15 protein-coding genes are annotated in these 25,420 nt (G+C 59.4%); 5 read left to right on the top strand and 10 right to left on the bottom strand.

The genetic code is table 11. The features are described 5' to 3' along the window. Nucleotides 1-29: 29 nt before the first annotated feature. The 4 genes from GA0061102_RS20850 to GA0061102_RS20835 form a co-directional block, all read right to left on the bottom strand. Nucleotides 30-2,513, bottom strand: a complete 2,484-nt coding sequence (locus GA0061102_RS20850; RefSeq protein ID WP_092852787.1) for a condensation domain-containing protein — start codon at nucleotides 2,511-2,513, stop codon at nucleotides 30-32. After that, entirely contained in the window at nucleotides 2,510-10,597 is an 8,088-nt protein-coding gene (locus tag GA0061102_RS20845; protein WP_092852785.1) for a hybrid non-ribosomal peptide synthetase/type I polyketide synthase, read from the bottom strand. The genes GA0061102_RS20850 and GA0061102_RS20845 overlap by 4 nt, the downstream gene beginning before the upstream one ends. Next, nucleotides 10,594-12,507: a non-ribosomal peptide synthetase gene (locus GA0061102_RS20840; RefSeq protein ID WP_092852783.1), complete on the bottom strand. Its 1,914-nt coding sequence runs from the start codon at nucleotides 12,505-12,507 to the stop codon at nucleotides 10,594-10,596. The genes GA0061102_RS20845 and GA0061102_RS20840 overlap by 4 nt, the downstream gene beginning before the upstream one ends. A 304-nt stretch (nucleotides 12,508-12,811) precedes the next feature. After that, nucleotides 12,812-13,618: a glycoside hydrolase family 16 protein gene (locus GA0061102_RS20835; RefSeq protein ID WP_092852781.1), complete on the bottom strand. Its 807-nt coding sequence runs from the start codon at nucleotides 13,616-13,618 to the stop codon at nucleotides 12,812-12,814. Between the two features lie 196 nt (nucleotides 13,619-13,814). Here GA0061102_RS20835 and GA0061102_RS20830 point away from each other — a divergent pair, with 196 nt between their 5' ends. The 4 genes from GA0061102_RS20830 to GA0061102_RS20815 all read left to right on the top strand — a co-directional run bounded on the left by GA0061102_RS20830 (nucleotide 13,815) and on the right by GA0061102_RS20815 (nucleotide 18,395). Beyond that, nucleotides 13,815-15,227 (top strand): hypothetical protein, encoded by a 1,413-nt coding sequence (locus tag GA0061102_RS20830; protein WP_208858679.1) that lies wholly within the window; start codon nucleotides 13,815-13,817, stop codon nucleotides 15,225-15,227. After that, nucleotides 15,224-16,444 (top strand): polysaccharide pyruvyl transferase family protein, encoded by a 1,221-nt coding sequence (locus GA0061102_RS20825; RefSeq protein WP_092852779.1) that lies wholly within the window; start codon nucleotides 15,224-15,226, stop codon nucleotides 16,442-16,444. The genes GA0061102_RS20830 and GA0061102_RS20825 overlap by 4 nt, the downstream gene beginning before the upstream one ends. A 252-nt stretch (nucleotides 16,445-16,696) precedes the next feature. Continuing rightward, complete coding sequence (locus tag GA0061102_RS20820) at nucleotides 16,697-17,368, top strand: Crp/Fnr family transcriptional regulator (protein WP_159432188.1); 672 nt, start codon at nucleotides 16,697-16,699, stop codon at nucleotides 17,366-17,368. Nucleotides 17,369-17,627: 259 nt separating this feature from the next. Then, nucleotides 17,628-18,395, top strand: coding sequence for a helix-turn-helix transcriptional regulator (locus GA0061102_RS20815; RefSeq protein WP_092852775.1), 768 nt, complete (start codon nucleotides 17,628-17,630; stop codon nucleotides 18,393-18,395). A 660-nt stretch (nucleotides 18,396-19,055) separates the two neighbouring features. Here GA0061102_RS20815 and GA0061102_RS33315 read toward each other — a convergent pair. The 4 genes from GA0061102_RS33315 to GA0061102_RS20800 form a co-directional block, all read right to left on the bottom strand. Further along, nucleotides 19,056-19,394 (bottom strand): amidohydrolase family protein, encoded by a 339-nt coding sequence (locus GA0061102_RS33315; RefSeq protein ID WP_208858678.1) that lies wholly within the window; start codon nucleotides 19,392-19,394, stop codon nucleotides 19,056-19,058. 6 nt (nucleotides 19,395-19,400) lie between these two features. Continuing rightward, nucleotides 19,401-20,252 (bottom strand): amidohydrolase family protein, encoded by an 852-nt coding sequence (locus tag GA0061102_RS20810; RefSeq protein WP_208858677.1) that lies wholly within the window; start codon nucleotides 20,250-20,252, stop codon nucleotides 19,401-19,403. A 69-nt stretch (nucleotides 20,253-20,321) separates the two neighbouring features. Further along, entirely contained in the window at nucleotides 20,322-21,101 is a 780-nt protein-coding gene (locus GA0061102_RS20805) for an amino acid ABC transporter ATP-binding protein (RefSeq protein ID WP_425348550.1), read from the bottom strand. Continuing rightward, nucleotides 21,098-21,607 (bottom strand): amino acid ABC transporter permease, encoded by a 510-nt coding sequence (locus GA0061102_RS20800; RefSeq protein WP_092852773.1) that lies wholly within the window; start codon nucleotides 21,605-21,607, stop codon nucleotides 21,098-21,100. The genes GA0061102_RS20805 and GA0061102_RS20800 overlap by 4 nt, the downstream gene beginning before the upstream one ends. On the opposite strand from GA0061102_RS20800, the gene GA0061102_RS20795 reads away from it, so the two are divergent. Then, a complete protein-coding gene (locus GA0061102_RS20795) occupies nucleotides 21,558-22,343 on the top strand; it encodes a DAK2 domain-containing protein (RefSeq protein WP_092852771.1) in 786 nt (261 codons plus the stop codon). The genes GA0061102_RS20800 and GA0061102_RS20795 overlap by 50 nt on opposite strands. 66 nt (nucleotides 22,344-22,409) lie before the next feature. Here GA0061102_RS20795 and GA0061102_RS20790 read toward each other — a convergent pair whose 3' ends face one another. Both GA0061102_RS20790 and GA0061102_RS20785 read right to left on the bottom strand, forming a co-directional pair. Then, a complete protein-coding gene (locus tag GA0061102_RS20790) occupies nucleotides 22,410-22,970 on the bottom strand; it encodes a GNAT family N-acetyltransferase (RefSeq protein WP_092852769.1) in 561 nt (186 codons plus the stop codon). 16 nt (nucleotides 22,971-22,986) lie between these two features. Beyond that, complete coding sequence (locus GA0061102_RS20785) at nucleotides 22,987-25,350, bottom strand: Orn/Lys/Arg family decarboxylase (protein WP_092852767.1); 2,364 nt, start codon at nucleotides 25,348-25,350, stop codon at nucleotides 22,987-22,989. Nucleotides 25,351-25,420: the final 70 nt, after the last annotated feature.

Raw genomic sequence — 25,420 nt, 5'->3', positions numbered from 1 at the left:
TTGACTTCATTCAGGCTCATTGGTGAGCCCTAGCTGTCGACGAGTTTTCCGGAGAGAGACGACGCGAGGCCGCGGATACCGCTGCTGGTCAGCGAATCCTCATGCCAGCCATCGATGTCGACCACCAAGCACTCGCCAGCAATCGCATCGCCCCATCCAAACCGCAATTGGCGAGCGCGAGGGTGGTTGGCGCTGCTTCGCAGCAGCACGACACTGGAATCCTTTATTTGCAGTGGTTTGTAATGGCGTGCCGCGGCCATCAGCACTTTCGTAACGGCCCCGTTTGCCTCCTCTTCGGCTGAGTATTGACCCGCCTTAACGCCGAACATGCTCAGAAGCGACTGGGAGACCTTGAACTGCTTGAGATAGTCGATCAGCCGAATGCGCCGGGACAGAAGTTTTCTGGTATAGTAGGCGAGGCGCTTGCGCCGCCGCTCCCGGTTCCATCGTGCCTGCTCCCGTTTCGGCAAGGACGCGAAATAGCCTGGAGCCCATGCATCGATGATCGCCGTGACGCCGACATCGATGCCTCTTTCACGCATCTGCCGGGCGACTTCCATCGCAAGAACACCGTTGACGCAGAGCCCGACGACAGCGACACGCCCAGCTGCCTTATCGATCTGCATGGCGTCGATCGCAAGGCCGGCGATATCCTCGAGTTTCAGGCGGTCCAGACCACCTTTCAAATCGGCATGGAACATATTGACATTGTAGACCGAGACAGAGTCCGGCAGCTCATTGGCGAGGCGATAGTACAGAAAGGGGTGGTTCAGCGTGTAGACCGCCCCTGTACCCACGCCATGCTTGCAGGTGATCAATTCCCACGGGTTTACGACCTTTTCTCGTGGCCCCCCGATCTCTTCGGTATTGAAGATCGCCGCTGCAAAGCCCGCAAACGTCGGCTGCCTGAATAGAAGTTGTAATGTCGGTGCGGCATCGAATCTTGCGCGTGTTTCCGATAGTAATCGGAGCGCGAGAAGCGAGTGGCCGCCGAGCGCGAAGAAATCATCATCCGGGCGTATTTGCGGAACCTGTAGGATCTCTTTCCACAGCTCAGCAAGCGCCTCCATTCGCGTATCCGGCGGCGATTTTTTTGTGAGGGCGCCGTCCATTGGCGCAGCCTCGGCGGAAGCCGCCAGGTGTCGGTTCGGCGCAACGAGCGAAGAAAGCGGCGCCTCAGGGCGATCGAGAGCAATTTCATAGGCATTCCTCCATAGCTGCAGGAGGCTTTCGATCGTGCTGGCGTCGAACAAGTCGGCATTGTATTCGATCGACATGCGCCAGCCGGTCGGCCGGCCGATCATGATGAAACTGAGATCGTAGATGACGCCGGGGGATTGCGAGGGCGAGCTGATCAGCTCGAAGCCGCCGTAGGAGCGATCTTCGAGAAATGCCTTCTGCAGATTGAAATTGACCGAAATCAGCGGATTGCGGGCCGGATCGCGCACTGGGTTGACGAGTTCGACAAGCTTGTTGAACGGCATGCGCTGATGGTTCAATGCGCCTTCGATCGTCGTGCTGACGGAGCGAATGTGTTCGTCGAAGCTGAGATCGGAGCGAAAATCGAAGCGCAGCACCATATTGTTGATGAATACGCCGATCATGTCTTCGAGGTCGCTGTGTTCGCGGCCGGCAATCTGCGAGCCGAACAGAACGGTCTGGGCCTCAGTCAGCCGATGGAGAGCCGCACTGAGGACGGCTGCGCCGAAACTATATTGCGAAACGCGGTGCGCCCGCGCCGCGGCGTCCATGCGATCGGTGAAGACGGGCGGTTGGACGATGGAGAGAATGTTGCCGCGATTGGTTTTGACCTGGCCGCGAGGCCGATCCGGGCTGACTTCGAAATAAGGAGCGCCCTGCAGCATGTCTCGCCAGAAGGTCTTCTCCGTCTCGAAACCGTAGCTTTGCAGATATTCCTGTTGCCACAGAGCGTAATCGCCGTATTGCAATGGCAGTTCCGGCACGACGGGTGCACGTCCGGCGTCGATCGCAGCCGCGATTTCACCGACCTCCCGTCCGAGAACGCGGATGGACCAGCCGTCGAAGCAGCTCTGATGCGCCGTGATCAGCAGGAAACCGCGCTCGTTTTCGGCCATCAGCAAGGTCACCCGGAATAGGCCAGGCGTGCTGAGATCGAACGGTGCCTGCGCGGTCTCCTCGCCGATCGACAGGATTCTTGCCTGGCGCTGCTCCAGCGGCATGCCGCGAAGGTCGATCACCGACATCTTGAAATTCACGTCGCTGACAGCCTGCTGGAACGGCTGGCCGCCTCTTTCGATAAACCGGGTTCGAAGTATTTCGTGGCGTTGAATGACTTTTCGGAAGGCGGCCTCGAGGGTCGAGGCCTTGAAGTTCCCACGGATTTCCCACCGGACCGCGACATTGAGCGCCGGATTGCCGGGGTTGAGTTGATCGAGGATCCAGCAGCGCAACTGCGTCTGCGTGCAAGGAAATTCGCCGATGATCTGCGGTTCGACAAGCGGACCGCTTGGACTATTGTCAACCGTACTCATAAAGATGCCCCCAGGCCGCGGCGTGCGCCGTTACGAAAATCTCGCAGTGATGGTATGTGCAGCTGAACGGGATCGGACAGATCCCCTCCCTGACTGTCGGCAAAGGCCGCCAGCGCGGCAATCGTCGGATGGCGCAGCAGGTGCTTTGCCTCGAGCGGCAGGCCGTTGTCACGCATACGGGCGGCGATGCGGAATATGGCAAGCGAGTCGGCACCGAGCGCGTAGAGATTATCGTCGGCGCCGATGTCGCTGAGGTTCAGAACATCCTGCCAGATCGCCAGCAATCGCTGTTCCATCTCGGTTTTTGGCTGGACCTTGGTTGGCGCAGCCTCACGCTGCGGTACGCCACGCTGCTGCAAGGCTTTGCGGTCGAGCTTTCCGTTGGCGGTTTGCGGCAGCTCGCTTTCCATCACCCAGAAGCTCGGCACCATATGAGCCGGCAAACTGGCTTTGGCGTGTGCCGCTATATTGGCTACCGGTAGATCGATGCCGCTTGCATTCGGCACGATGTAGCAGACCAGCGAACGATCGCCCTTGGCGTTCTCGGCGAGGACTGTTGCACATTGGCGCACGCCTTCCGCCTTGGATATGACGGCCTCTATGTCGCCCAGTTCGATGCGGAAACCGCGCAGCTTGACTTGCTGGTCCCGCCGGCCAAGCAGCTGCAGGGAACCATCCGCAAGCCGCCGCCCGATATCGCCGGTCTTGTAAAGACGCATCGGTCTGCCGATGGCAAAGCAATGCGGAACGAAAGCTTTCTCGGTGAGATCGAGACGATCGAAGTATCCTTCCGCAAGTCCGTCGCCACCGATATGCAGCTCACCGATGACGCCGACCGGTGCGATATTTTCGCTTTGGTCGAGGATGAAGAGCTGGGTATTGGCTATCGGATGGCCGATCGTGATCGGCTGATCGGCGTCCGTGATGCGCTGCAGTGACGACCAGATCGTCGTTTCCGTCGGACCGTACATGTTCCAAAGTTCGCCGCCAATCGTAAGCAGAGAACGCGCCAGTTCCTTAGGCAAGGGTTCGCCGCCGCAGAGCATTTTCAGCGTCCGCCGATCCTTCAGGCCGGCCTCGACCAGCATCTGCCAAAGCGTCGGCGTTGCCTGTAACACCGTGGTGTCATGGTCGCAGATGAGCTTTACGAGCGCAAAGCCGTCCTGGACCTGGCTGCGGCTGGCAATGACGACCTTTCCGCCCGATATCAGCGGCAGATAAAGCTCCAGGCCGGCGATATCGAAGGAGATCGTCGTGACCGCAACGAGCGTATCGTTTGCAGTAAAGCCGGGTTCCCTGGCCATGGAGAGAAGGAAGTTCGTCAGGGACCGATGCGAAACCTCCACGCCCTTCGGCATGCCGGTCGAACCGGAGGTGAAGATGATATAGGCCGATGCTGTCGTATCAACAGGCAGGGTCTTCAGGGGAAGCCCGGTCATCGAGCTGATCGCCTTGGCATCCTGGTCGAGCCGGATAACCGGGGTATCCGCGGCCGCAAGCCGGGCCATGTCATCGCTGTCGCAGATCAGGCCGCCGATGCGGGCAATATCCAGCGTCTGCCGCAGGCGCGGTTCCGGATGAGCCGGATCCATCGGCACATAGGTATGTCCTGCCTTCATGACTGCGAGGAGGGCGACGATCATGTTCAGTGAGCGTTCGATCAGTATTGCGATGCGCTGGCCGGGATCGGGAAGCGCCATCTGGAGGTAGAGCGCGAGCTGGTTCGAGCGCGTTTCCAGCTCGCCGTAAGTGATCGACTGGCCGTCATGTTGAGCGGCGACCGCATTCGGATGCTCGGCCGCCCGCTTGGAGAAGAGCGAGAAGACGAATTGATCGTGATCATAGGGCATGGCCGTGCGATTGAGATCGTCGGCTAGCCAGGATTTCTCCTGCGCCGAGAGCAAGGACAGTTCGCCGACCTTGCGATCCATGTCCTTGGCCAAGGTTGCTGCCAGCGTCGAGAAGTGGCCGATCCACCGCTCCACAGTCACGCGATCGAAGACATCGGCGTTGTAGTCGACGTCGATGCGGATGTGATCGGTCGCCTCGATCATGTTGAAGAACAGGTCGAAGTTGGAAAAGGCCTTTGCGTTCGGCTCCATCGTCGGCTTGAGGTCACCAAAGGACGATCCGCCGGCCATGCGCTCGAGGTTGAACTGGATTTCTGTCAGGGGCAGGCGTCGCGGATCGCGTTTGGCATTCAGTTTGCGCACGAGCGTACCGTATGTGTAATCCTGGTGCTCAAAGGCCTGGAAAACAAGCTGCTGCGTAGCCTTCAGATGGGCAGCAAACGGCTCCGTCTGCGATACAGCCTGACGCAGCGGCAGCAGGTTGACGCAGTGACCAACGAGGATCTGGCCGTCGAGCAGGCTTTGACCAGCCGACGGAATGGCGATGACGATATCGTCCTGGCCAGATAGTCGCGATATCATCACCTGGAGTGTCGCCAACAGGGTGGAGAACAGCGTGGCGCCCGATTTAGCCCCCTTTTTCTTCAGCGCCTTGTAGACATCGGCATCGATGAAGCCAGTGCAGCTTCCACCCGCGAAACTGCGATATTCCGGGCGCGGGCGGTCCAGCGGCAGGTCGGGAAGATCGGGAACCGTCTTGAACTGATCGAGCCAGAATTGCTCCGTCGGCTGACATTTCTCCGGCCTGGGAGAAAGATCCGTCGAATAGGTCGCAAAGGAGAGCGCCGGCTGAAATTCCGGAAGGTTGCCTGCCTTATAGGCCTCGTAGGCAGTCGCCAGCTCTTCGACGAAGGTATTGATCGACCAGCCGTCGCAGACGATGTGATGGGCCGTAAAGACCAGCACATGCTTCTCGGGCGCCAGCTTGACGACGCTGGCGCGGGCAAGGGGGCCGTTGATCAGATCGAAGGGTGTACGTGCTTCATCGTCGACGATGTCGGCGAGGCCTTTCTCATCGACGCCTTCGAGGATCGGCAGGTCGAGCTTGAAGTCCGGAATGAACTGGAAATGCTCGCCGCTGCGGTCAAAGCGAATATGAAACGCGTCGTGGCGCGCAATGACCGCGTCGAAGGCCTTCTGGATGGCTTTCTCATCCAGGTTTCCCTCCAGCGTCAGCGAAAAGGACTCGTTGAATGAGCAGGAGGCTTCGTCACCCGCTTGGGCGGCAAGCCATATTTCCGTCTGTGCTTCCGTCAGTGGTGCGGATTGAAGCCGCGCGACCGGCGCCGGCGCTGGTGCCTGCGCCTGCTTTGCAGCTATGCTTGGCTCTTCCTTGGCCACGAATATCCCAACCGCCTGCATCGCGTCCAGGCTGTCATGGAAAGCTTTCGCGATGGAGCGGAAGTCATCCTCGGTATGGGCTGTCGTCAAAAAGCAGGGATAGCCGTCCTGTATATGAACGCCATTCAGCCGCATCTGGGCATAGAACAGCGCGCCGAGGGGATCCTGGCTGGAGAAATCCGTGGCGAACCAGCTCTTGTAGCCATGAACGACATCGGCGATGCCGCGCCTGGCAAGATCGGCCCTGATCTCCGCCACCAGTGCCTCCGTTCGTTCGGCGACACGATTATAGAGGGCGGATCCTTCTCCCTTGATATGGTGCAGCACGGCGTTGGCGGCGGCGAGCGTCAGCGGATGACGGACGAAGGTGCCGGCAAAGAATGTCGGAGCCGTCATGGGAACGGAGTTGTCGCCATAAGCCCAGTAGCCGCCATCGAGCGCATCCATGAAGCGCGGATTGCCGACAAGCACGCCGATCGGCATGCCGCCACCGACGACCTTGCCATAGGTCGCCATGTCGCCCCTGATGCCCCAGACCGCCTGCATGCCGCCCGGATCGACGCGGAAGCCGGTGACAACCTCATCGAAGACCAGTGCGAATTCGGATTTGGTGGCGATATCGCGCAGTTCCAGGACGAACTCGCGTGGCTGCAATTCGGGATGGCGGCTTTGGATCGGCTCGATGATGACAGCCGCTATATCGGCAGCATTGGCACGGATGAAATCGAGGCTTTCCGGTGCGCCGTAGCGCAGGACGGTCATATTCGACACAGAGGCCATGGGGATGCCGGAGGCAACCGGCAGAGCGATCGGCTTGTCGGCGCGATTGCGACCCTTGACCAGAACTTCGTCGAATTGGCCGTGATAGTCATTGGCAAAGACCACGACCCGATCGCGGCCGGTGACTGCACGGGCAATCCGCATTGCAGCCATGACAGCCTCGGAACCGGTATTGCAGAAAGTGACCCGCTCGTGGCCGGTCATCTCGGCAATCATCTTTGCAACGTCACCGGCAAGCGGCGTCTGCGGGCCGATGGCAAATCCGCGGTCGGCCTGATCTTTGACGGCGTCGATCACGAAGTCCGGCGCATGTCCGAAGGCCGTCTGCCCGAAGCCATTGACTAGGTCGACATACTGGTTGCCGTCGATATCCCAGATATAGGCGCCCTTGGAATGGTCGCAGACGATCGGGAACACCATCTCCTTCCAATCGGCGCGAAAGCCCGACGCGGAACGGGGATCGGCGAGGTGGCCGCGATGCTCCTGCGTGAATGTCTTGGATTTGGCGTTCTTGGCTTCGTAGGCCTTAGTGAGAGTGGCGATGAAATCCTGCTTGGCAGCGGAAATCTCCGACGTCACGCTCTTGGCGTTCGGGCGATAGAGCTTGATGCGTTCGGTGCCGAAATCGCTTTCGGCTGAGGCGTTGGAAGGTGGCTGGCTCGGCGCAGCAGGCTGCGGCGAGGGCAAAATCGGCGCTGCCGGCGCCGCACTCGCGGCCAAGGGAGCCTGAGTGCCCCCCTGCATGGCTTGCAGCATCAGCAGCTGTTGAGCAAACAGCGACTGCGCCATCTGAATCTGTGATTGCATCACTGTGGCGAGATCCGATACCGCAGCCGGCATCGATGCGACTTGCGGAGCCGGTGACACAGTCGGCATCTGTACCGGCATGGGCGGCATCGGTACGGCCGCGACGGGGGGCGCTGATGGCAACGGATCTGCCACCTTTACTGCTGCGTCCGGTGGCATTTGCCGATCGAGATGGGCCGCCAGATCGGCGACGGAGGGAACATCGCTCAGCAATTCCCGGAAAGAGATTTTGACCTTGAAGTCCTTCTCGATGCGTTGCGCGAACTGGCCGACAAAAAGCGAGTCGAAGCCAAGCTCCAGAAATGTCGCTGCTCGCTCATCCGGCCCGAGCGTTTCACCAGACATGTCGCTCAGCAGCGTCAGAAGAGTGGTTTCCAATCGCGGCAGGCGGTTGGGGACTGGAATTGGTGATGCAACATTCATCGTTCGATTCTCCTCGGTGATGTTGACGTCAGAGACAAAGGATCCGGTTGTGGGAGGATTGTTCAGTTCGGCGTCCGCCCGCAGCGTCGATGAACGACGTGCGGATGGAGGGGCATCGATCCAATGGCGCTGCCGCTGGAACGGATAGGTGGGCAAAGCCAGCCGCTGTTGCGCCAACGAGGGAATGGCCGGCCAATTCAGCGGACAGCCTGCCATCCATAGCTTGCCATGCGCTTCAGCCAGAGTTTCGGCGGCCGCAGAGGCTCGATCATGTTCGGGCAGGGATTGGACGACGGCGGAAAGACCGTCCCTTGCGATCGTCTGCGCCGCAAAGACCGACAGCGTGCGGCCCGGTCCGACTTCGAGAAGAACCGGCTTGCGGTCGCGGCAGAGCGCGACCAGGCCGTCGGCAAAGCGAACGGCGTCACGGCAATGCATGGCCCAGTAATCGGGCGATGTCGCCAGCTCGGTGGTCTGCCAGTCGCCTGTGACGCATGAGATGAAGGGCAGGGTCGCGGTACCATATGTCGCCTTCTCCGTCTCCTCGCGCAGCGCGAGAGCGGCGTCCTTCATCATCGCCGAATGAAAGGCGTGTGACGTATGCAGCCGGCTGAAGGCTATGTCGGCGGCGGCAAGTGCGGCGCATACATTATCCATGTCGCCAAAGGGGCCGGAAATGACGCAGAGCTTCGGCGCATTGATCGCAGCGATCTCGACGGCGCCTCGTAGATAGGAAGCCGTCGTGCCGGCATCGGCGCGGACGGATACCATCGCTCCTTGCGGCTGATGCTGCATCAGCCGCCCGCGATTGGCCACAAGACGTAGGCCGTCTTCGAACGAAATGACGTTGGCGAGCGTGGCGGCTACAAACTCGCCAACGCTATGTCCGATCATGGCATACGGTTTGACGCCGCGGCTGAGCCACAATCGGGCAAGCGCATATTCGACAAGATAAAGGCAGGGTTGAGCGATCCGTGTTTCGCGCTGCTCATCGGCGATAGCCTGCGTCACGGGGCCGGTATGGCAGATGTAGTCACGCAGATCGAGCCCGAGCGTCATTTTCAGAAGCTCGGAACCACGATCGATCCAGCGGGTAAACTCCGGCTCGGAGCGGTAAAGCCCTGCGCCCATGCCGACATATTGCGCACCCTGGCCGGGAAACATGAATGCGACGGGCGGCTGGTCGGCGGCGACAAGGGATTGATAGCCGTCCGTCGTCAGCTTGATGATCGCTTCCTCGACGCTTTCGGCGGCAATAGCCAACCGGTGGCCGAACTCGCGCCGCCCTGTTTGCAGCGTGTGCGCCAGCTGCGCTATCGAAAGCTTCGGGTTCTCGGCGAGATGATTGCTCAGATTTGCACGCATCTCTGCGATGGCCGGCTTGTTGCGCGCCGAAAGAGGGAGGATGTAGTGGCCCTCCACCTCTTTCGACGTGGTCGACGGGTGAAGGGGCTCTTCGAGAACGATATGAACGTTTGTGCCGCCGACGCCAAAGGCGCTGACGCCGGCTCTTCTCGGTGCTGGTCCCTGCGGCCATGCGCCGGCTGCTGTCGGGATGTAAAAGGGGCTTTTTTTGAGATCGATGCGCGGATTGGGCTGACTATAGTTGGGCATCGGCGGGATCTTGGCGCAACGCAACGCCAGCGCCGTCTTGATAAGCCCCGTAACGCCGGCCGCCACGTCGGTATGGCCGATGATGCCCTTGACCGAGCCAAGCGCACAGCTGGCCGACCCCGGTACCTCATCCGCAAAGACCCTCGTCAATCCATTGAATTCTATGGGATCGCCGAGCGGCGTCGCGGTGCCGTGACACTCGATATAGCCGATGCTTGAGGGTTCGACGCCGGCATTGGCGAGAGCCGTGGCAATAGCCTCGGCTTGCCCCTCCACGCTCGGCGCCGTAAAGCCAACCTTGTCGCTGCCGTCATTGTTGATGCCGTAGCCGCGAATGACCGCATAGATGTGGTCGCCATCCCGCAGGGCATCCTCATGGCGCTTCAGGAGGACGACGCCTGCTCCGCTCGCAAAGACGGTTCCGGCAGCGTTGGCGTCGAACGGGCGGCAGGTGCCGTCGGGCGAGGCCATGCCACCTTCCTGGTAGATGTAGCCCCTTTTTTGCGGAATGGTGACCGAGACGCCGCCCGCAAGAGCCATGTCGCAGCTATATGTGAGGAGATTCTGACACGCCTGCGAAACGGCAAGCAGGGAGCTTGAGCATGCCGACTGCAAGGTAAAGGCAGGCCCGCGCAAATTGAATTTATAGGCGATGCGGGTTGCCAGCGCATCATTGAGAGCGCCGACGAGCTCGTGGAAACAGCCGATCTGGTAGTTCGACGTGAACTCCTCGGCCTTCGCGCGGTCGCGCAGGACGTTGTTGATCAGATAGGTCGGCATCGAGCAGCTGGCGAATACCCCAATCAGACCGGCATAGCGCTGCGGATCGTAGCCGCCATCCTCAAGCGCCTCCCAGCATATTTCCAGGAAGATACGATGTTGCGGATCGGTTATCGCAGCTTCGCGCGGAAACATGCCGAAGAATTCGGCATCGAACATGTCAGCGCCATCGAGATGAGGCCTTGCAGCGACATAGTTGGGCTGCGCACGCTCTTCGTCGGTGAACGCGTCTTCGATTTCATCCGGCGAAAAGAGCGAAAAGGCGTTCTTTCCTTCAAGCACAAGCTGCCAGAGCGCCGGTACAGACGGAGCGCCGGGAAAGCGGCCGGACATGCCGACAATGGCGACTTGCCCGGAAATTTGGTCATTCAGGTCCTCATTATCTTCGAAATCACGCTGTTTGCCATTCTCCTGGTGATTCCGTTTCATAGAGAGCTCCTGCGGATATGAGAAATCGCCTTCTTCTGAAGTGCTGCGCGCTGAGCGGTGGCGGCAATGCGTGTCGGGCTTGGTGTGCGCCCATCCAGATGAAGCGCCAGTTCCCGAATTGTCGGATAACGCAGCAGCGCGACCACATCGATCGCGCGACCGAGCGCCTCCTCAAGACCGGCATGAATTTCCAATAGCTGCAGGGAGGTGCCGCCGAGGTCGAAGAAGTTCCTGTCGAGATCGACGCTTTCGAGAGCCAATGCGTCTTGCCAAAGGGTCGTCAGCAGCTCTTCGGTCAGGCTCCTGGTGTCCGCTGGCCTTGTCTGGGCTTCGACCGCAGGGGGTAGCAATTTCGAACGATCGACTTTGCCAGCCGGCGTCAGCGGCAAGGCGTCCACGATGACTGCGGCATTCGGGATCATGTAGGCCGGAAGAGCTGCGCGCAACGTCGCCATGACGCCTTGTGCCAGATCGGCGCCTGCGCCCATATGGCTCTCTTTCGGGCATAGATAGGCAACGATGCGTTTCAGGTTCTCACCCTGCGTGTGGCAAAGCACTACGCCGTCGGCGAGGCGTGGATCGCGCCTGAGCGCGGCTTCGATTTCGTCGAGCTCAATGCGCTTGCCGTTGATCTTGACTTGCCGGTCGCGGCGTCCCTTGAAAGTAACGGTGCCGTCCGGTTTCAGGCAGGCCACGTCGCCCGTCAGATAGAAGCGTGTCCTGCCGTCTTTCGTCTCGACAGTGACGAATTTCTGCTCCGTCAGCTCCGGCCGCTTGAAATAACCTATGGCGAGGCCGTCGCCCGAGATCGCCAATTGACCCTCAATGCCCGCAGGAAGGATGCGCAATTCCTCGTCCAGTATCGCGATCCCTGTATGAGCAATCGCCTTGCCGATCGGCAGCTCCGGGCCCGAAAAGCTGGGCAAGACTGGGAAGGCGGTGGCAAAGACGGTCGTCTCGGTCGGCCCGTAGACATTGCTGAGCCTGCAGCCAGGATGGTGCTCCAGAAAGCGTCGGGCGTGAACAGCCGAGCCGACCTCGCCGCCAAAGAGGATGTGCCGAAGCCTCGGCAGGGATATGTGAGCATGATCGGCAAAGAGATTGAACAGTCCTGTCGTGAGGAAGGAGATGCTGACATCCGTTGCTTGCATGAAGTCCGTCAGACGCGAAATGGAGAAATCGGCGTCGGGCATGATCGCCAATGTGCAACCATTGAGAAGCGCACCCCAGATTTCGAATGTCGATGCGTCGAAGGAGATGGTGGCCGTGTGGAGCACGACATCATCCCGACGGAAATCGATATAGGTCTGGTCGAGAACGACCCTGGCAATGCTGCGATGGCAGATCATCGTGCCCTTGGGCCGCCCGGTCGAGCCGGAGGTATACATGACGTAGGCGAGATCACCGCCCGTTATATCCACGGCGGGCGCGATAGCCCCGGGCTGGCTCGCCATCTCGGCGATAATGGCATCTGCTTCGATGACGTGGCCACTCATGCTCGGTACGCTCGCCAGCTTGTCGCCATAAGCGGGGTCGACAAAAACGACCTTCGGGGCACATTCTCCGACGACGAAATCGAGATGCTCGACCGGAAAGGCAGGATCCAGGGGAAGATAGGCGCCGCCGGCTTTCAGGATGGCCAGGGTGCAAATGACGGCATTCACGCTTCGCGGCAGGAAGAGGCCGACGATATCGGCCTTTTGAACGCCGGCGCTGATCAGATACTGCGCGAGCGCGTCGGATATGCGATCAAGATCGCGATAGGTGACGTGAGTGTCGCCGAAGACTAAGGCCGTCGCCTCCGGTGCCGCGCTAGCTTGGTTGCGCAGCATTTCATGAAGGCAAAGATTGCGATCGTAATGCAGGCTTGCCGGGCCAACTACTTTTGCTTGAGCCTCGCGGTCAATCATTATCGCCCTCCTGGTTGTCCTGCGACTGACGATGACGCGATGAGAGATGCTTCATCGTCCACCGCAGAATTTCACGCTGGAGCAAAAGCACCAGTTGATCATTGGGATGACTGTTCTCACCATCGAAAGTCGTAAGTCAGACTGCAGCGTAGCCATTTCGTCTGAGAGGTTTCATGCGACCAGCCCAACTCGACCGAAAGCATTACGCGGCGCCATGCGGATCGGCACGAGAGTGGTTGCATCTGCCACGCATATGTATGCGCGAGGTCGAGATGAGTTGCCGGGGAGAATGATGATGAAGGGCCTACCGGAACTGGTAGGCTCTGACATAGTCGACAAACATGAAGGATGGGTCGGCGGCAGCCACCTTCGTTATGCCGTCGACGATGCCGAGATCGATCAATATATACATTGGCTGGCGATGCTCCGGCAAAACTTTGGTTTTCCAGACGAGGCTTCCATCGAAATACATGCGTATGAAGTCTGAATCGATCTTCACGCCATAGCGATGCATGTCGGCGGGGTTCGCGGTGGAGAATGCCTTGATGCGGGAATAGTCTGAATCGTGCCGGCCATCGCGGTGCCAGACATGCACCGTCGAGGAATAGGCACCCGGCTTGTCGCCATAATATTCGATCACATCTATCTCGGCAGTGGCCTTCGAGCGATCCTTGCCAATCAGCCAGAATGCCGGCCACACGCCCGGCCCATCAGGCAGCCGCGCGCGCATCTCGAAGTAACCATATTGCTGAGCGAAGCCATTCCCATCGCTGTCAACGGAAGCAATCAGGCCGGAGCGCCATACACCCTCGCTATCGCGCGCGGCGGTAATGCGCAGCATCCCGTCCTGTACTGCGAAGGGGAACTCGCCGCTCGGATCAGAGAAGCGGGCACCTCCGAAATCGCCATTCCAGGGCGTATGGGCAATCCAGCGCGTGCTAGGTCCCCAGGCAGAGATGCTGAGCGTGTCAAAAGCATCCTGGAAGGTCAACGTCATGTTGTCGACATCAAGCGCATCGCCGGTATCGCCGGCATATGCGACCTTGGTATCGCAGATCGCAACGAGTGCTGTGGCAACCGATGCGTAAAGAATCGCGCGGCGGCTGGTCAAGCATCGAGCGCGGCAGGTTTGTAAGACGTGATCCATGCAAACCAACATGAGCGCCGTAACACCCATGGTATAGGACTCATTTCGGCCGATGCGTCCTCCAAAAGGCTTAGGGAAGGCGGAAATACAGCCGCATGGGCGACGTGCTAGCTTGCAGTAGCAATACGCAAAGCGGCTGGATTACCTCACAATGAATGCCATGGGGCTTGTAACACTGATCGTTGGTGTTGTGACGTTGACGACGCCTGTCCGTTGGTCGTTTATCATCATGATCCTGTCGACCGTGTTTGGCGCGGCTGCCGCTTTCAGCGTGCCTGGCCTCGGCGGCGCGTCTGTGCTCGTGCCGAGCCTATTTCTGGTGTTCTTCGCCGTTCGCCTGTTCGCAGCCTATGGAGAGGGGCCATTTCTCGCCGCCCTGGTCCCCTGGCGTCCCGGGTTCCTCCTGCTGCTTCTGACCGCCTTCGGAATCTTTACAGCGATTTTCTTCCCACGAATGTTTCAAGGCATGACGCAGACAATGTCGGTTGAGCGCATGGTTGGCGCTCGCAGCTTGATTGCGCTGGTGCCGCTGCGCTTCTCCTCAAATAATATTACGCAATCGGTCTATGCCGCCGGCGGCCTGATTTGCTTCATCGCTACCTTTGCCTTCTTCCGGCGTGACACCATGCCCTTGACCTTTGTCAAAGGGATCTTGATCGTCTCGAGCGTCGATCTCGGCTTCGCACTTGCCGACATAATTACCCATTTCACCCACACGGACTCTCTGTTGAGTTTCGTGCGGACGGCCAATTACGCCCTTTTGACCAATGCCGAAAAGGGGGGATTGAAGCGCATTTCGGGAACCTTTCCCGAGGCTTCGGCATTCGCCGACTTCACGCTCGTCCTCTTTGCCATCATCACCAGCCTGTGGCTCAGCGGTATCCGCTCAACCATCACAGGTGCCTTTGCAGGCTTGCTTCTGGTCGCGCTGATCCTATCGACGTCGGCGACCGCGCTTATCGGGCTCGCCGCTATCCTGCCTATTCTCAGCCTGCAGTCATTTCTGGCTTTCCGCCGCGAGCCCGGTGCCGGACGGCCGGTTCTGATCGTGTCCATTCTGGCGAGCATGCCGCTTGCCATCTTCTTCGTTCTCATAGTCATGCCGGATCTCGCCCATAGTCTGCACGAGTTTCTCGACGAAATGCTGCTCTCAAAGGCCGATAGTCAGTCCGGGCGCGAGCGCTTCATGTGGAACGCCATGGCTTATCGGGCTTTCCTGGACACGAATGGCTTCGGTGCTGGCCTTGGAAGCGCCCGCGCATCAAGCTTCGGTCTTGTGCTTTTGTCCAATGTCGGGCTCTTCGGCACGCTGCTCTTTGCATTATTCGTCGGCCGGCTGCTTACGGCAGACGGGCGCTTCCCGTATCCGTCGCGGGAGACCGCCGCGGTCGTGCGCTCCGCCAAGGCCGGGATCATCACCGTTCTCATTTCTGCTTTCGCCTCCGGCACGGTGTATGATCTTGGACTGATATTTTACATTCTCGCAGGGAGCATTTCCGCATTCGGCGCCGAGGCCCAGCATATACTGTCCAAATCCGGAGGTAGTTTGCGTACTGCTGGAGAACTTCGATGAAGATCCTTGTTTTCAATGTGAAGTATAGTGAAAACCTAGGCGACGGACTGCTCGCAGAATGCGTCGAACTTGCATTGACGAATGGCAGGGGCGAGATCGAAGTCGAGACGATCGATCTCGCGGGGCGGCAGGCCTTTGGCGCAGGCCACGGCGGGCGCAGGCGCCTCGTGCTCGGGCTGCTCCATCGGCTCCCCGCAGGCATCCGTCGACGGCTTGTCCGCGCCGGGCTCGAGCGTCGCCTGAACAAACTTCGCGGGCAGTGGGAAGACAAGGTTGCATCCGCGGACGCTGTCGTGATCGGCGGCGGCAATTTGTTTCAGGACGACGATCTGAATTTCCCGCTCAAGATCGGCACAGTGCTTGATTGCGTCTCCCGGCACGATCGCCCGCTTGCGATCTACGCTGTCGGCGTCAGCAACCATTGGTCGGAGCCGGCATACCATCTCTTTGCACGATTGAAGCAGACGCGTCTTGTCCATCTTTCCGTGCGCGATGGCTTTGCGCAAGACGCCTGGTTTGAGCACTTCCCCGAAGGGCCGAGCGCCAAAATCGTGCGCGATCCCGGACTGTTGCTTCGGGCTTCGCCGACCGCTAGGGACCCAGTCTCCCCATCCAAGGGCCGATTGACCGTAGGACTCTGCGTCACCGACCCATTGATCCTGCAGAGACATGGCAGTGCCAATGCCTCCGGCATCCCATTTTCGAGTATTGCCCCCTATAGAGATTTGATCGCATTGCTTTTGGATGACGGCCAACGCGTCGTCTTGTTCTGCAATGGAGCTCGCGAAGATCAGGCTTTTGCGGAGCGCATCCGCAGTTCGGTTGCCAAGCATCGTGCTATTGGTGCCGGCACTCTGACTGTTTCCAGGCGGCCGCGACTTCCGGTTGATTTGATAGAGACAATCCAGTCAATGGATGTGATTTTGGCTCACCGGCTGCACGCCTGCATCGCGGCCTATGCGCTGAGAATCCCGCATATCGGTTTGGGTTGGGACCGGAAGGTCGAAGGATTCTTCAATTCTGTCGGGCGCGAGGCCTATTTCATAAAAGAGGCATCGCCAACGCCCGAGCATATCGCGCTGCTGCTGAAGGCAGCCCAAAAGGAGGAGATTGAAGTCCTTCGACATCATCTTACCATTGCGGAGGCCCGAGCCGGAGTTTCCAATATGCGTCGGCACTTAACCGAAAGTGATCGATATCCTGCATTGCAGGTATAACATGTTTCTCGCGAAATATTTCGCTATTTTGAATTACGCATAAAGTAAACACCTCGAAATATTACTGTCCCATATGAAGCATACAAGGCGCCAGCACGGGAGCGATGGAGCTTCTGGAAATAGCTGGTATTGATTTACATCGGAGACACTGCGGATTTTCTATGGTACTAAGAGGTTTGAACTCGCGAAGACTATATTTCAGATGGTCCACGGAACATTCGAGATATGGTCTTCGGTCGATGGGATGACGGCATGGCGGCACAGATTCCGATTGAGTATGTTCGAAGTCTCGGTGGCGTAGCGAGAACCTTCGTTGCGGGGAGTGAGATCTGCGGCTACGGACATGATACGCCGCGTCTTCTTTTCGTTCTGAATGGTTGGGCTGCGAGCAGTAAGACGCTGCCGAACGGCACACGCTTCGTCACAGAATTCGTGCTGCGCGGCGATATGATCTCGACATCGCTGGCAGCGCTTTCACGCGAGACCGTGCGGGCAATCACCAATGTAACGGTGACGGCTTTCCCAGATTTCACCGCGCTTCCGAAAGTCGACGCGCCGACATACTTCTATCGCATCGTCATTGCCGAATTGGTACGGCATCAGGCGCGCATGTCGGAGAGGCTTGCCAACATCGGGCGGCGCGATGCGCTCGAAAGAACAGGCTACATGCTGCTTGAGCTCGGAACGCGTGTTGGCATGTCAAGAGACTATGCTAACTCCGAGTACTTCGATTGCCCTTTGACGCAGGCAGATATTGGCGATGCCGTCGGTCTGTCGACAGTGCACATAAATCGTGTGCTCAGGGACATGCGTGAAGCCGGTCTGCTGTCCTTCCGCAACGGTATCGTTGCCTTTCTCGACCGCGCGCGTCTGGCGGATCTCGTCGACTTCGACGAGTCCGATTTTGACACAACCATCATTTGAGTAGCACTTAGTCTCTATTATAAATAGAGACTAAAACTGTGCTTATATTTAATATTTCAATTCAATGTTAACATATGTTAATGCACTGAAGAGAAAAATAAGCAATTAATACGTTCATATAAATCTAAAATAGAGGGGACCGAGATGAAAAACCAAGAAAAGACTCGACTCAAACGGATGATATGCTCTCTAAATCGACTAAATACTGAAAAAGTTGCAAAAAATACAAAAGCGAAATTTAGAGTTGGGGATAGCGGCCATGATTGGACAATCACTCACAGGTGAAAAATTCACAGCAGAATCGGGCGCACGTATCATTTCAGTTCGGACATCCGACGCCTTGAAGCCGTTCATCGCGGCCGGCGCGCCCGGCATCGATGAATGGGAAGACTACGTTCTGCTCATCGATTCCCGCGCACTGGATCGCGAGTGCCTATCGAAGAGTTTGACCGAGTGCGACAGCGCCCTGCATATCGTGACGGTTGGCTCGCTGGACGAATGGCAAATGCGCAATATGGAAGTATTGCCATCTGCCGTTCTCATCATGATCGGGGGACGCAAGGTTTCTGACGCCGATGTCAGTGCCAAGATCTGCGCCTTGGTCGAACGCTTCCAGACGAGCCCTGTAATCGTTGGTGCCGATGGTGATGAACTCGCACAACTCCTGCACGCGTTGGAATGCGGCGCGCGCGGCTACATCCCGACGAGCGTCGGAATAAAGGTTGCCGCCGAAGCTGTAGCGCTCGCGCGCGCAGGCGGCGTCTTTGTGCCGGCAAGCAGCCTGTTGGCTGCCAAGGAAGCGATCGCTCCCGTGGCCAGTCGAAATTGCTGCCTCGACAGCCTGTTTACACCACGCGAAGTCGTGGTCGCTGAAGCGCTGCGGCGAGGCAAGGCAAACAAGATCATCGCCTATGAGATGGATCTTTGCGAGAGCACCGTCAAAGTGCACATTCGCAACATCATGAAGAAGCTGAACGCGACGAACCGAACCGAAGTTGCCTATAAGATCCGAGAACTCGTTCGGTAATACTTCTTCCTGGCGACAGTTGCTGCTTGCGCGAATTATACTGGGAAGAGCCCGGCTTATTGTCTTTCGCCACCACCAGCCCCGGCATCGGGGCGGGCCAGCGGCCTTAAAGGCTAACCGGCAAAGCGTCGGGCTCCAAAATCGTGACCCATTGATGGGAGCGCGCCTGCGACTGGCTTCGCGCCGAAGGGCCATACGCACAGGCAGAGACGCCTGAGCGCATGAAGTGCCCTACCAGGATCTTGGGCACCTAATCTCTAACATATCCGTCCGTCGTGTGAGCTTGCTGTTGCAGGGCAGGGCCTAAGCATCTGCGAAGCGCCTGTGGCACAGAAGCGAAATGCCGAGAGCGCCACATTCTTAGAGGGCGGCGAACTCGCCATAGGTTCCTGACGAATGGGGATGGCTGAGTGTCGTTAGTTCCAAAGCCAAAATTCATCGATCGGGAAGTTTGTGGGCGAGGGGCTCTGCCTCGTTGAATTGAGGCAGAGCTGGAGCCCTATTGGGGCACCGCGTGCGAACGCTTGGTTGGGGGCGTCAGTATTCGCACGAGGCGTGCAATACAGCAGGCAGCTGAAAGGCACCTGAAAGCGCCGGAGCAGAATGATCGCTCTGACGCCCGCCCCATCTGTACAGCCTGCCTGTCGCCCTGGTCTTCGTTTAGACCAGCACTTCGCCATTGCGTGCAACCACGCAGCCGCCGGAGATCACGAGCCGCCGCGGCGGGCAGCGCACGAGCGCGTCGGGGACGTTCTCGGCATCCAGCAGAACGATATCGGCGCGCGCGCCCGCCGCCAGGTCGTGCACGTTGCGCCCGACGAAATGCGCACCGCCGCGCGTCGCCAGTTCTACCGCGGCAGTCAGCTTGTCGTCGTGCCGGAGTCCGTGCAGCCTGGCGAACTGGAATGCGATGCGCAGCAGATCGCCGTCACCGAACGGCGACCACAGATCGCGGATACCATCGGTGCCGAGCCCCAATGGCACCGAACGCTGTCGCATCCCTTGCTACGGAAGCGGCGCCGTTCCGCCCATCGCAACGGTCGTCCAGGAGACGCCCGCCTCGGCGAGCCCCTCCACAATCTCCGCCTGGACGTTCTGTGGCAGCGTGCCGAGCACGAAGCCGTGCGAGATGTTCACCCGCCCTTGCAGCTTAGCGTCGATCGTGCGTCGCATGACCTGCCGGAATTCGTAGACGCCCAGCGAGCCAAAGTCGTGCAGGTGCAGATCGAGCCCGACACCACGCGTCACGGCGATATCGAAGAGTGCGTCCAATTGCCCCTCGACATCGCGGTCGATCGTGCCCGGATCGAGCCCGCCAATATAGTCCACGCCCGCCTGGGCGGCCTCATCGAGAAGCTTCAACACGCCCGGCCGACGCAAAACGCCATCCTGCGGGAAGGCGACCGTCTTCACTTGAATGGCGTCGCCAACCTCATTCAGCGCAGCTTTTACACACTCCAGGCCTCGCAGCCCGATGTCGAGATCGACGTCGATATGCGTGCGCGTCGCCGTCGTTCCGTGTCGAAGGAACTCGCGCAACACAGCGGCCGTGGATAACGCATTCGGTATGTCATACTTGCTACGCTGAGCACGCTCGTTGGCGATCCAGCCCTCCACGGTCGGATGGTCGGAGTAGGTGTACGAGACCCAGGGCTGCCCCCACCAGCTCTTGTCGACGTGAGAGTGGGTATTGATGAAGCCGGGCAAGGCGAGAAGACCGCCGCCGTCGACATCGCCTGCGGCAGGCGAGGCGGCAGCGGGGCGGATCTCCGTAATTCGCCCGTCCTCAATGGCAATGTCTACAGGGTCGGCACCCCAAGGCCGCACGTTGGTTAACCTATAGTGCTGATCAGTCATCAAGAGACTCCCTGTCTATCGATCGTTGGAACGATCGGCGTTTGGAATGAAGTTGTTTTGTTTGCAGGTTCAGCGGACGCGGCGCAGGAAGGTCGCGGTGCGTTCATGCGCGGGATTGTCGAGCACATCGCGCGCCGGACCGTCCTCGACCACTCGTCCCTGGTCCATGAACACAACCCGGTCGGCCACCTCGCGGGCAAAGCCGATCTCGTGCGTCACGACGAGCATGGTCATGCCCTCATCGGCAACTTTTCGCATCGTGGCGAGAACCTCGCCGACGAGCTCGGGATCCAGTGCACTGGTGGGCTCATCGAACATCATCAGCCGCGGCTCCATCGCCAGTGCGCGGGCGATGGCGGCACGTTGCTGTTGACCGCCGGAAAGCTGGCTGGGGTAAGCCTCGGCGCGCTCCGTCATCCCGACGAGCGCAAGCAGATCCCGCGCCTTGTCGATACTCTCTCTGCGCGGTCGCTTCAGGATCTTCACCGGACCATAGATGACATTTTCCAGCGCGGTCATGTGACCGAACAGGTTGAAATGCTGGAACACCATCCCGATGTGCTGGCGCGCCTTGGCGACAGCCCGCTCGTCCCGCTCATAGAGGACGCCGCCGCGAAGCTCATAGCCGATGCGCTTGCCCGCCACCTCGATAATGCCGCCATCGACCGGGTCGAGGTGATTGATACAGCGCAGCAGCGTACTCTTGCCCGATCCAGACGGTCCGAGGACGCACACGATTTCGCCGGTGCGGACGATGAAGTCGACGCCGCGCAGAACGTGGTTGTCGCCGAGCCATTTGTTGACGCCTTCGATTTTGAGCATCGTATCAGTCGTAGCCGCGCCCATCATGCCGTGCCTCCATTGGCTGCAACGGTCGTCTGCTCGCTTTGCAGACGCTGCGCCGTCTTTCGCGTTTGTTGCGGTCTGACCTGGGAGGCGTTGAAGCGCTTCTCCAGGAAGTGCTGTCCGATGCTGGCCACGGTGACCAAGACCAGGTACCAGAGCACCGCAACGATCAGCAGCGGCAGGATTTTGAAATTCTGACCGTAGATAAGCTGAACTCTGGTGAGCAGATCGCTGCCGCCGATGACCGAGACGAGTGAGCTCGCCTTCAGCATGCCGATGAACTGATTGCCCGTGGGTGGGATGATCACTCGGATGCTCTGCGGCAACACGATCCGTCGCAATGCCTGACCACGCGTCAGTCCCATGCTCATGGCCGCGTCTGTCTGGCCCACCGGCACCGACATGAGGCCCGCGCGGATGATCTCCGCCATGTAGCCGGACTCTGCCAGGGAGAGGGCAATGAGGCCGGCCGCCGTGATGACGGCGCTTGAAATGCCCGGCTTCTCCATTTCACTTCTCGAATTGACACCGGAGCGCGAGATCTTTCTCACATCGCCGACGGCATCTTCCCATTTTCCGCAATTCGAAAGGCTTCACGATGTGCTGCCGATCGCTGCCCCTATGGTCGAGGCAGACGAAACCTTTCACGCTTCGAGGGATGATCGGGTCCGAGCCATTGCCGAGATGATCATTGCAACCTGCATCGGCATGGAAGGCGCAATCAATGCGCTCGATGCAAAGGTCGGCGACGGGGACACCGGCAGCACCTTTGCCGGAGCGGCAAGAACGGTCCAGGCGGCCATCGACACCTTGCCCTTCGCCGATGGCTCCGCCTTGCTCTCCGCGCTCAGCGACCTCAAGCGCAAAGCCATGGGCGGCTCAAGCGGGGTGCTGTTCGCCATCATGATGGCGCGGAGCGCAGACGCTTATCGTCAAGTCCAGGGATTGGGTTGCAGCCCTTTCCGAGGGCCTGGAAGCGATGCAGCAATATGGCGGAGCGAAGCTTGGGGACCGGACGATGATAGACGCGCTTTCGCCGGCGCTCGCGGCCCTCGGAAGTGGAGAGAGGGGATGGCCTCGGCTGCTGCGGCCGCACTGCTTGGAGCGGATGCGACTGCGAGCATGACGCGTGCCAATGCAGGCCGCTCGTCCTATCTGGACGCCCGGTCGCTGGAAGGAATTGCCGATCCGGGTGCGGAGGCGATCGCACGCATTTTTGAGGCTCTCGCGGCGCTTCCTGGCTGAAATCCATAACCTCGAACAGGCGCCGCGCCGCGATACGGGCGGCGGGGAGGGGGTTGCTTGTTCGCATCAGCGGGTGGAGAGCGGCGGGGGTGGGGGCGGAGCGGTAGAACCAGAACCCAGCGAGCGCTGGACCATGACGCTGTCGGCCCAATGACCATAGCGATAGGCGACCCCCGGCAACAGACCGACGCGAACAAAGCCGAAGCGCTCGTGCAGGGCAAGGGAGGCAACGTTGTCCGCGTCGATATAGCCGATCATCTGCCGGAAGCCGGCTGCCGCACAGGCATCGATCAACCCGCGCATGAGCAGGCTCCCGACACCCTGGCCGACATGGTCGTGATGCACATAGATCGAGTGCTTGACGGTGTAGCGATAGGCCGGGCGTTTGCGGAACAATACCACATAGGCATAGCCCACAACCTTTTCGCCTTCGAGCGCGACGACATGAGGGAACCTGCGGTTCTTCAGATTCTTGCGCCGCTCCCGCAGATCGTCCGGTTGCGGCGTGTCGTTATCGTCCACCCCGTCCTCGACGCCGCGGCGAATGTGGCGGCGATAGATGGCCAGCATGGCATCGACGTCCGTCTCGCGAGACGGACGAATGACGATCGTTTTGTTTTGCTCCATGATCGATTCCGAATTCTTAGGCCTGTTCCGCAACGACATAAGTATAGAGCCGGATGCGGCCGGTTTCATCGATCTCGCGATAGAGTCCCTGAATCTCCACTTCAAAGCCCGGGAAAGTGTTGAAGCAGGTTTCAAACATCTTGAGATAGTCAATCATGGGCTTGGCCCGGTCCGTCAAACGCTCGCCCGGCACGATAGTTGCGATGCCCGGAGGATAGACCACGAAGGGTGTTGTCGCGATGCGGCCCGCGATCTGATCAATCGGCAGATACTCGACATCATTGCGCACCAGGCAGCGCGCGGCGTCATGGGGCGAGAGCGCGATCGGAGGCAGGTGGTCAGCGGAGAACTGCTTTGTCTGAAGCGCGCTGACATCAGCCTGGCGGAAGAAACTGTGCATGTCCGTGCACAGATCGCGCAGGCGGACCCCGGCATAGCGGCTAGGCCGGCGACGGTAGAATTCCGGTATTGCCTCCTCTAGCAGCGCATTGTCGTCATAGAGCTTCTTGAAGGCGACGAGACCGCTGATCAAGGTACCAGCCTTGCTGGCCTCGACGCCGGGGGTGAGGAGAAACAGCAGCGAATTGAGGTCGTTCTTCTCCGCGACGATGCGGTTTTCACGCAAGTATTGCGCAACCACGGGCGCCGGAATGCCATGCTCTGTGTATTTTCCACTCGCCCGGTCGAAGCCGGGGGTGAGCAGGGTGAGCTTGTTCGGATCCGTCATCGCGAATCCCGGCTCCATCGCGGAAAAGCCGTGCCATGCCGCCCCGGGCGTCAGGTGCCAGAAGGCGGGATTGGTGGCAAGTTGGTCGGTGGCGATGCTCTCCCATGGCACGTCATGCACTGCGCCGGGGCTCGACACATCCGGAATCGCCACCCGGTCGGGCACGAAAGGCTCGAAGAACCACCGGCGTTCGGGACGATTTTCCTTCTCTTCGAACTCGCGGCGCACAGCACGAATCTTCTTGCGCAGCTCGATGCCGAGGCGGATCGTGTCGTCCCACAGCACTTCGCCCGAGCGGCCCTTCATCATCTGCGCGCCCACATCAAGCGAGGCAAACAGCGGGTAAAAGGGCGAGGTCGATGCGTGCTGCATGAAGCTCTCGTTGAAGCGCCGGTGCTCCACGCGGCGCTTCTGGCCGGTGATGTGCCGATCCTTCATGTGGATCTGGGAAGCCTGAGAGAAGCTGGCGAGCTGCTTATGGGTGGACTGCGTGGCGATGATGCCCGGCGCATCCGGGCCAAGATCGGCAAGACCCATGGCGAAGCGCCCGGCATAGAGTGGATGAAATTTCATGAAGCCAGCCCAGGCCTCATCGAAGAGGATGTAGTCGCACAGATGCCCAATGCGCTTGAGGATCATCTCAGCATTGTGAATGGTGCCGTCATAGGTGCACTGCTCCACAACCGCGACGCGGAACGGACGCGGCTTCTTATGGGCCTCCGGATCCTTCACCAGCGGATGCGTACGGATGCGCTCCCGTAGCGCCTCCTCGTCAAAGGCGGCATAGTCGACGGGGCCGATCAGCCCATAAGGATTGCGGATGGTCGGCAAATAAACCGGTATGCCGCCTGAGATCATCAAGGCGCCATGATGGGCGGCCTTGTGGTTGTTGCGGTCGAACAGCACGAGATCGCCGTCGGTGACGAGCGCGGAGAGCGCGACCTTGTTGGAGGTGGAGGTGCCATTCAGGACGAAATAGGTCTTCTCGGCGCCGAAAATCTTGGCCGCCTCTTTCTGCGCAGCAAGCGCAGGCCCCTCGTGGGTCAAAAGGTCGCCAAGATCGAGCACGGAATTGTCGAGATCGTCGCGAAACACCGCTTCGCCCAGATGCTCCATGAATACCCTGCCGATCGGGCTGCGGCTGTAGAAAATGCCGCCATTGTGCCCCGGGCAGGTCCAGAGCTGGTTGCCTTCTTCGGCATAATCGACCAATGCGCCGAAAAACGGCGTCTTCAGCGTCTCTGCATATTGCTTGAGCCGGCTGATAAGGCTCTTGGCGATGAAGGCGGGCGTCTCTTCCGAAAGGAAGACATAACCGTCGATGAAGTCGAGCACCTCGACCGGCACATCCTCGAAGCGCTTGCGGCGGATCAGCAGGATAATCGGGAATTCGAGACCGCGCCGACGCATCAAATTGATGAGCGAGGCCGTCTTGCCCTCAAGGCCCTTCTTGCCCCAGTCGACCAGCATACAGCCGATGGCCGCGTCCGTCTGCACGGCGATCTCAGCATCTTCGATGTTGCGCGCGCGCACCACCTCGAAGCCGGAGCGCTCGATCTCCTCGATGATCTGGTTGTAGCGGGCGCCCTCCAAATCCTCGCTGTCAAAGGTTGGCGTTGCGAACAGAAAATTGAAACGTCTGAAATAATCCATCGTGGTACCCGCTTTCGATTAGGCACGAGGTGTCAACGCATTTCATGACATGGATGTGACAGACTATCGG

This window comes from Martinezella miluonensis, assembly GCF_900094545.1.
In the GTDB taxonomy this organism is placed as follows: domain Bacteria; phylum Pseudomonadota; class Alphaproteobacteria; order Rhizobiales; family Rhizobiaceae; genus Rhizobium; species Rhizobium miluonense.
The sequence above is the reverse complement of the archived record's forward strand: the minus strand, read 5'-3'. Positions and strand labels throughout refer to the sequence as shown.

What these genes read in the sequence shown, in the direction of transcription:
- GA0061102_RS20850 (WP_092852787.1), bottom strand. Translation starts at nt 2,513, where the DNA reads ATGAGTACGGTTGACAATAGTCCAAGCGGTCCGCTTGTCGAACCGCAG.
- GA0061102_RS20845 (WP_092852785.1), bottom strand. Translation starts at nt 10,597, where the DNA reads ATGAAACGGAATCACCAGGAGAATGGCAAACAGCGTGATTTCGAAGAT.
- GA0061102_RS20840 (WP_092852783.1), bottom strand. Translation starts at nt 12,507, where the DNA reads ATGATTGACCGCGAGGCTCAAGCAAAAGTAGTTGGCCCGGCAAGCCTG.
- GA0061102_RS20830 (WP_208858679.1), top strand. Translation starts at nt 13,815, where the DNA reads ATGGGGCTTGTAACACTGATCGTTGGTGTTGTGACGTTGACGACGCCT.
- GA0061102_RS20825 (WP_092852779.1), top strand. Translation starts at nt 15,224, where the DNA reads ATGAAGATCCTTGTTTTCAATGTGAAGTATAGTGAAAACCTAGGCGAC.
- GA0061102_RS20820 (WP_159432188.1), top strand. Translation starts at nt 16,697, where the DNA reads ATGGCGGCACAGATTCCGATTGAGTATGTTCGAAGTCTCGGTGGCGTA.
- GA0061102_RS20815 (WP_092852775.1), top strand. Translation starts at nt 17,628, where the DNA reads ATGATTGGACAATCACTCACAGGTGAAAAATTCACAGCAGAATCGGGC.
- GA0061102_RS33315 (WP_208858678.1), bottom strand. Translation starts at nt 19,394, where the DNA reads ATGCGACAGCGTTCGGTGCCATTGGGGCTCGGCACCGATGGTATCCGC.
- GA0061102_RS20810 (WP_208858677.1), bottom strand. Translation starts at nt 20,252, where the DNA reads ATGACTGATCAGCACTATAGGTTAACCAACGTGCGGCCTTGGGGTGCC.
- GA0061102_RS20805 (WP_425348550.1), bottom strand. Translation starts at nt 21,101, where the DNA reads ATGATGGGCGCGGCTACGACTGATACGATGCTCAAAATCGAAGGCGTC.
- GA0061102_RS20795 (WP_092852771.1), top strand. Translation starts at nt 21,558, where the DNA reads ATGAGGCCGGCCGCCGTGATGACGGCGCTTGAAATGCCCGGCTTCTCC.
- GA0061102_RS20800 (WP_092852773.1), bottom strand. Translation starts at nt 21,607, where the DNA reads ATGGAGAAGCCGGGCATTTCAAGCGCCGTCATCACGGCGGCCGGCCTC.
- GA0061102_RS20790 (WP_092852769.1), bottom strand. Translation starts at nt 22,970, where the DNA reads ATGGAGCAAAACAAAACGATCGTCATTCGTCCGTCTCGCGAGACGGAC.
- GA0061102_RS20785 (WP_092852767.1), bottom strand. Translation starts at nt 25,350, where the DNA reads ATGGATTATTTCAGACGTTTCAATTTTCTGTTCGCAACGCCAACCTTT.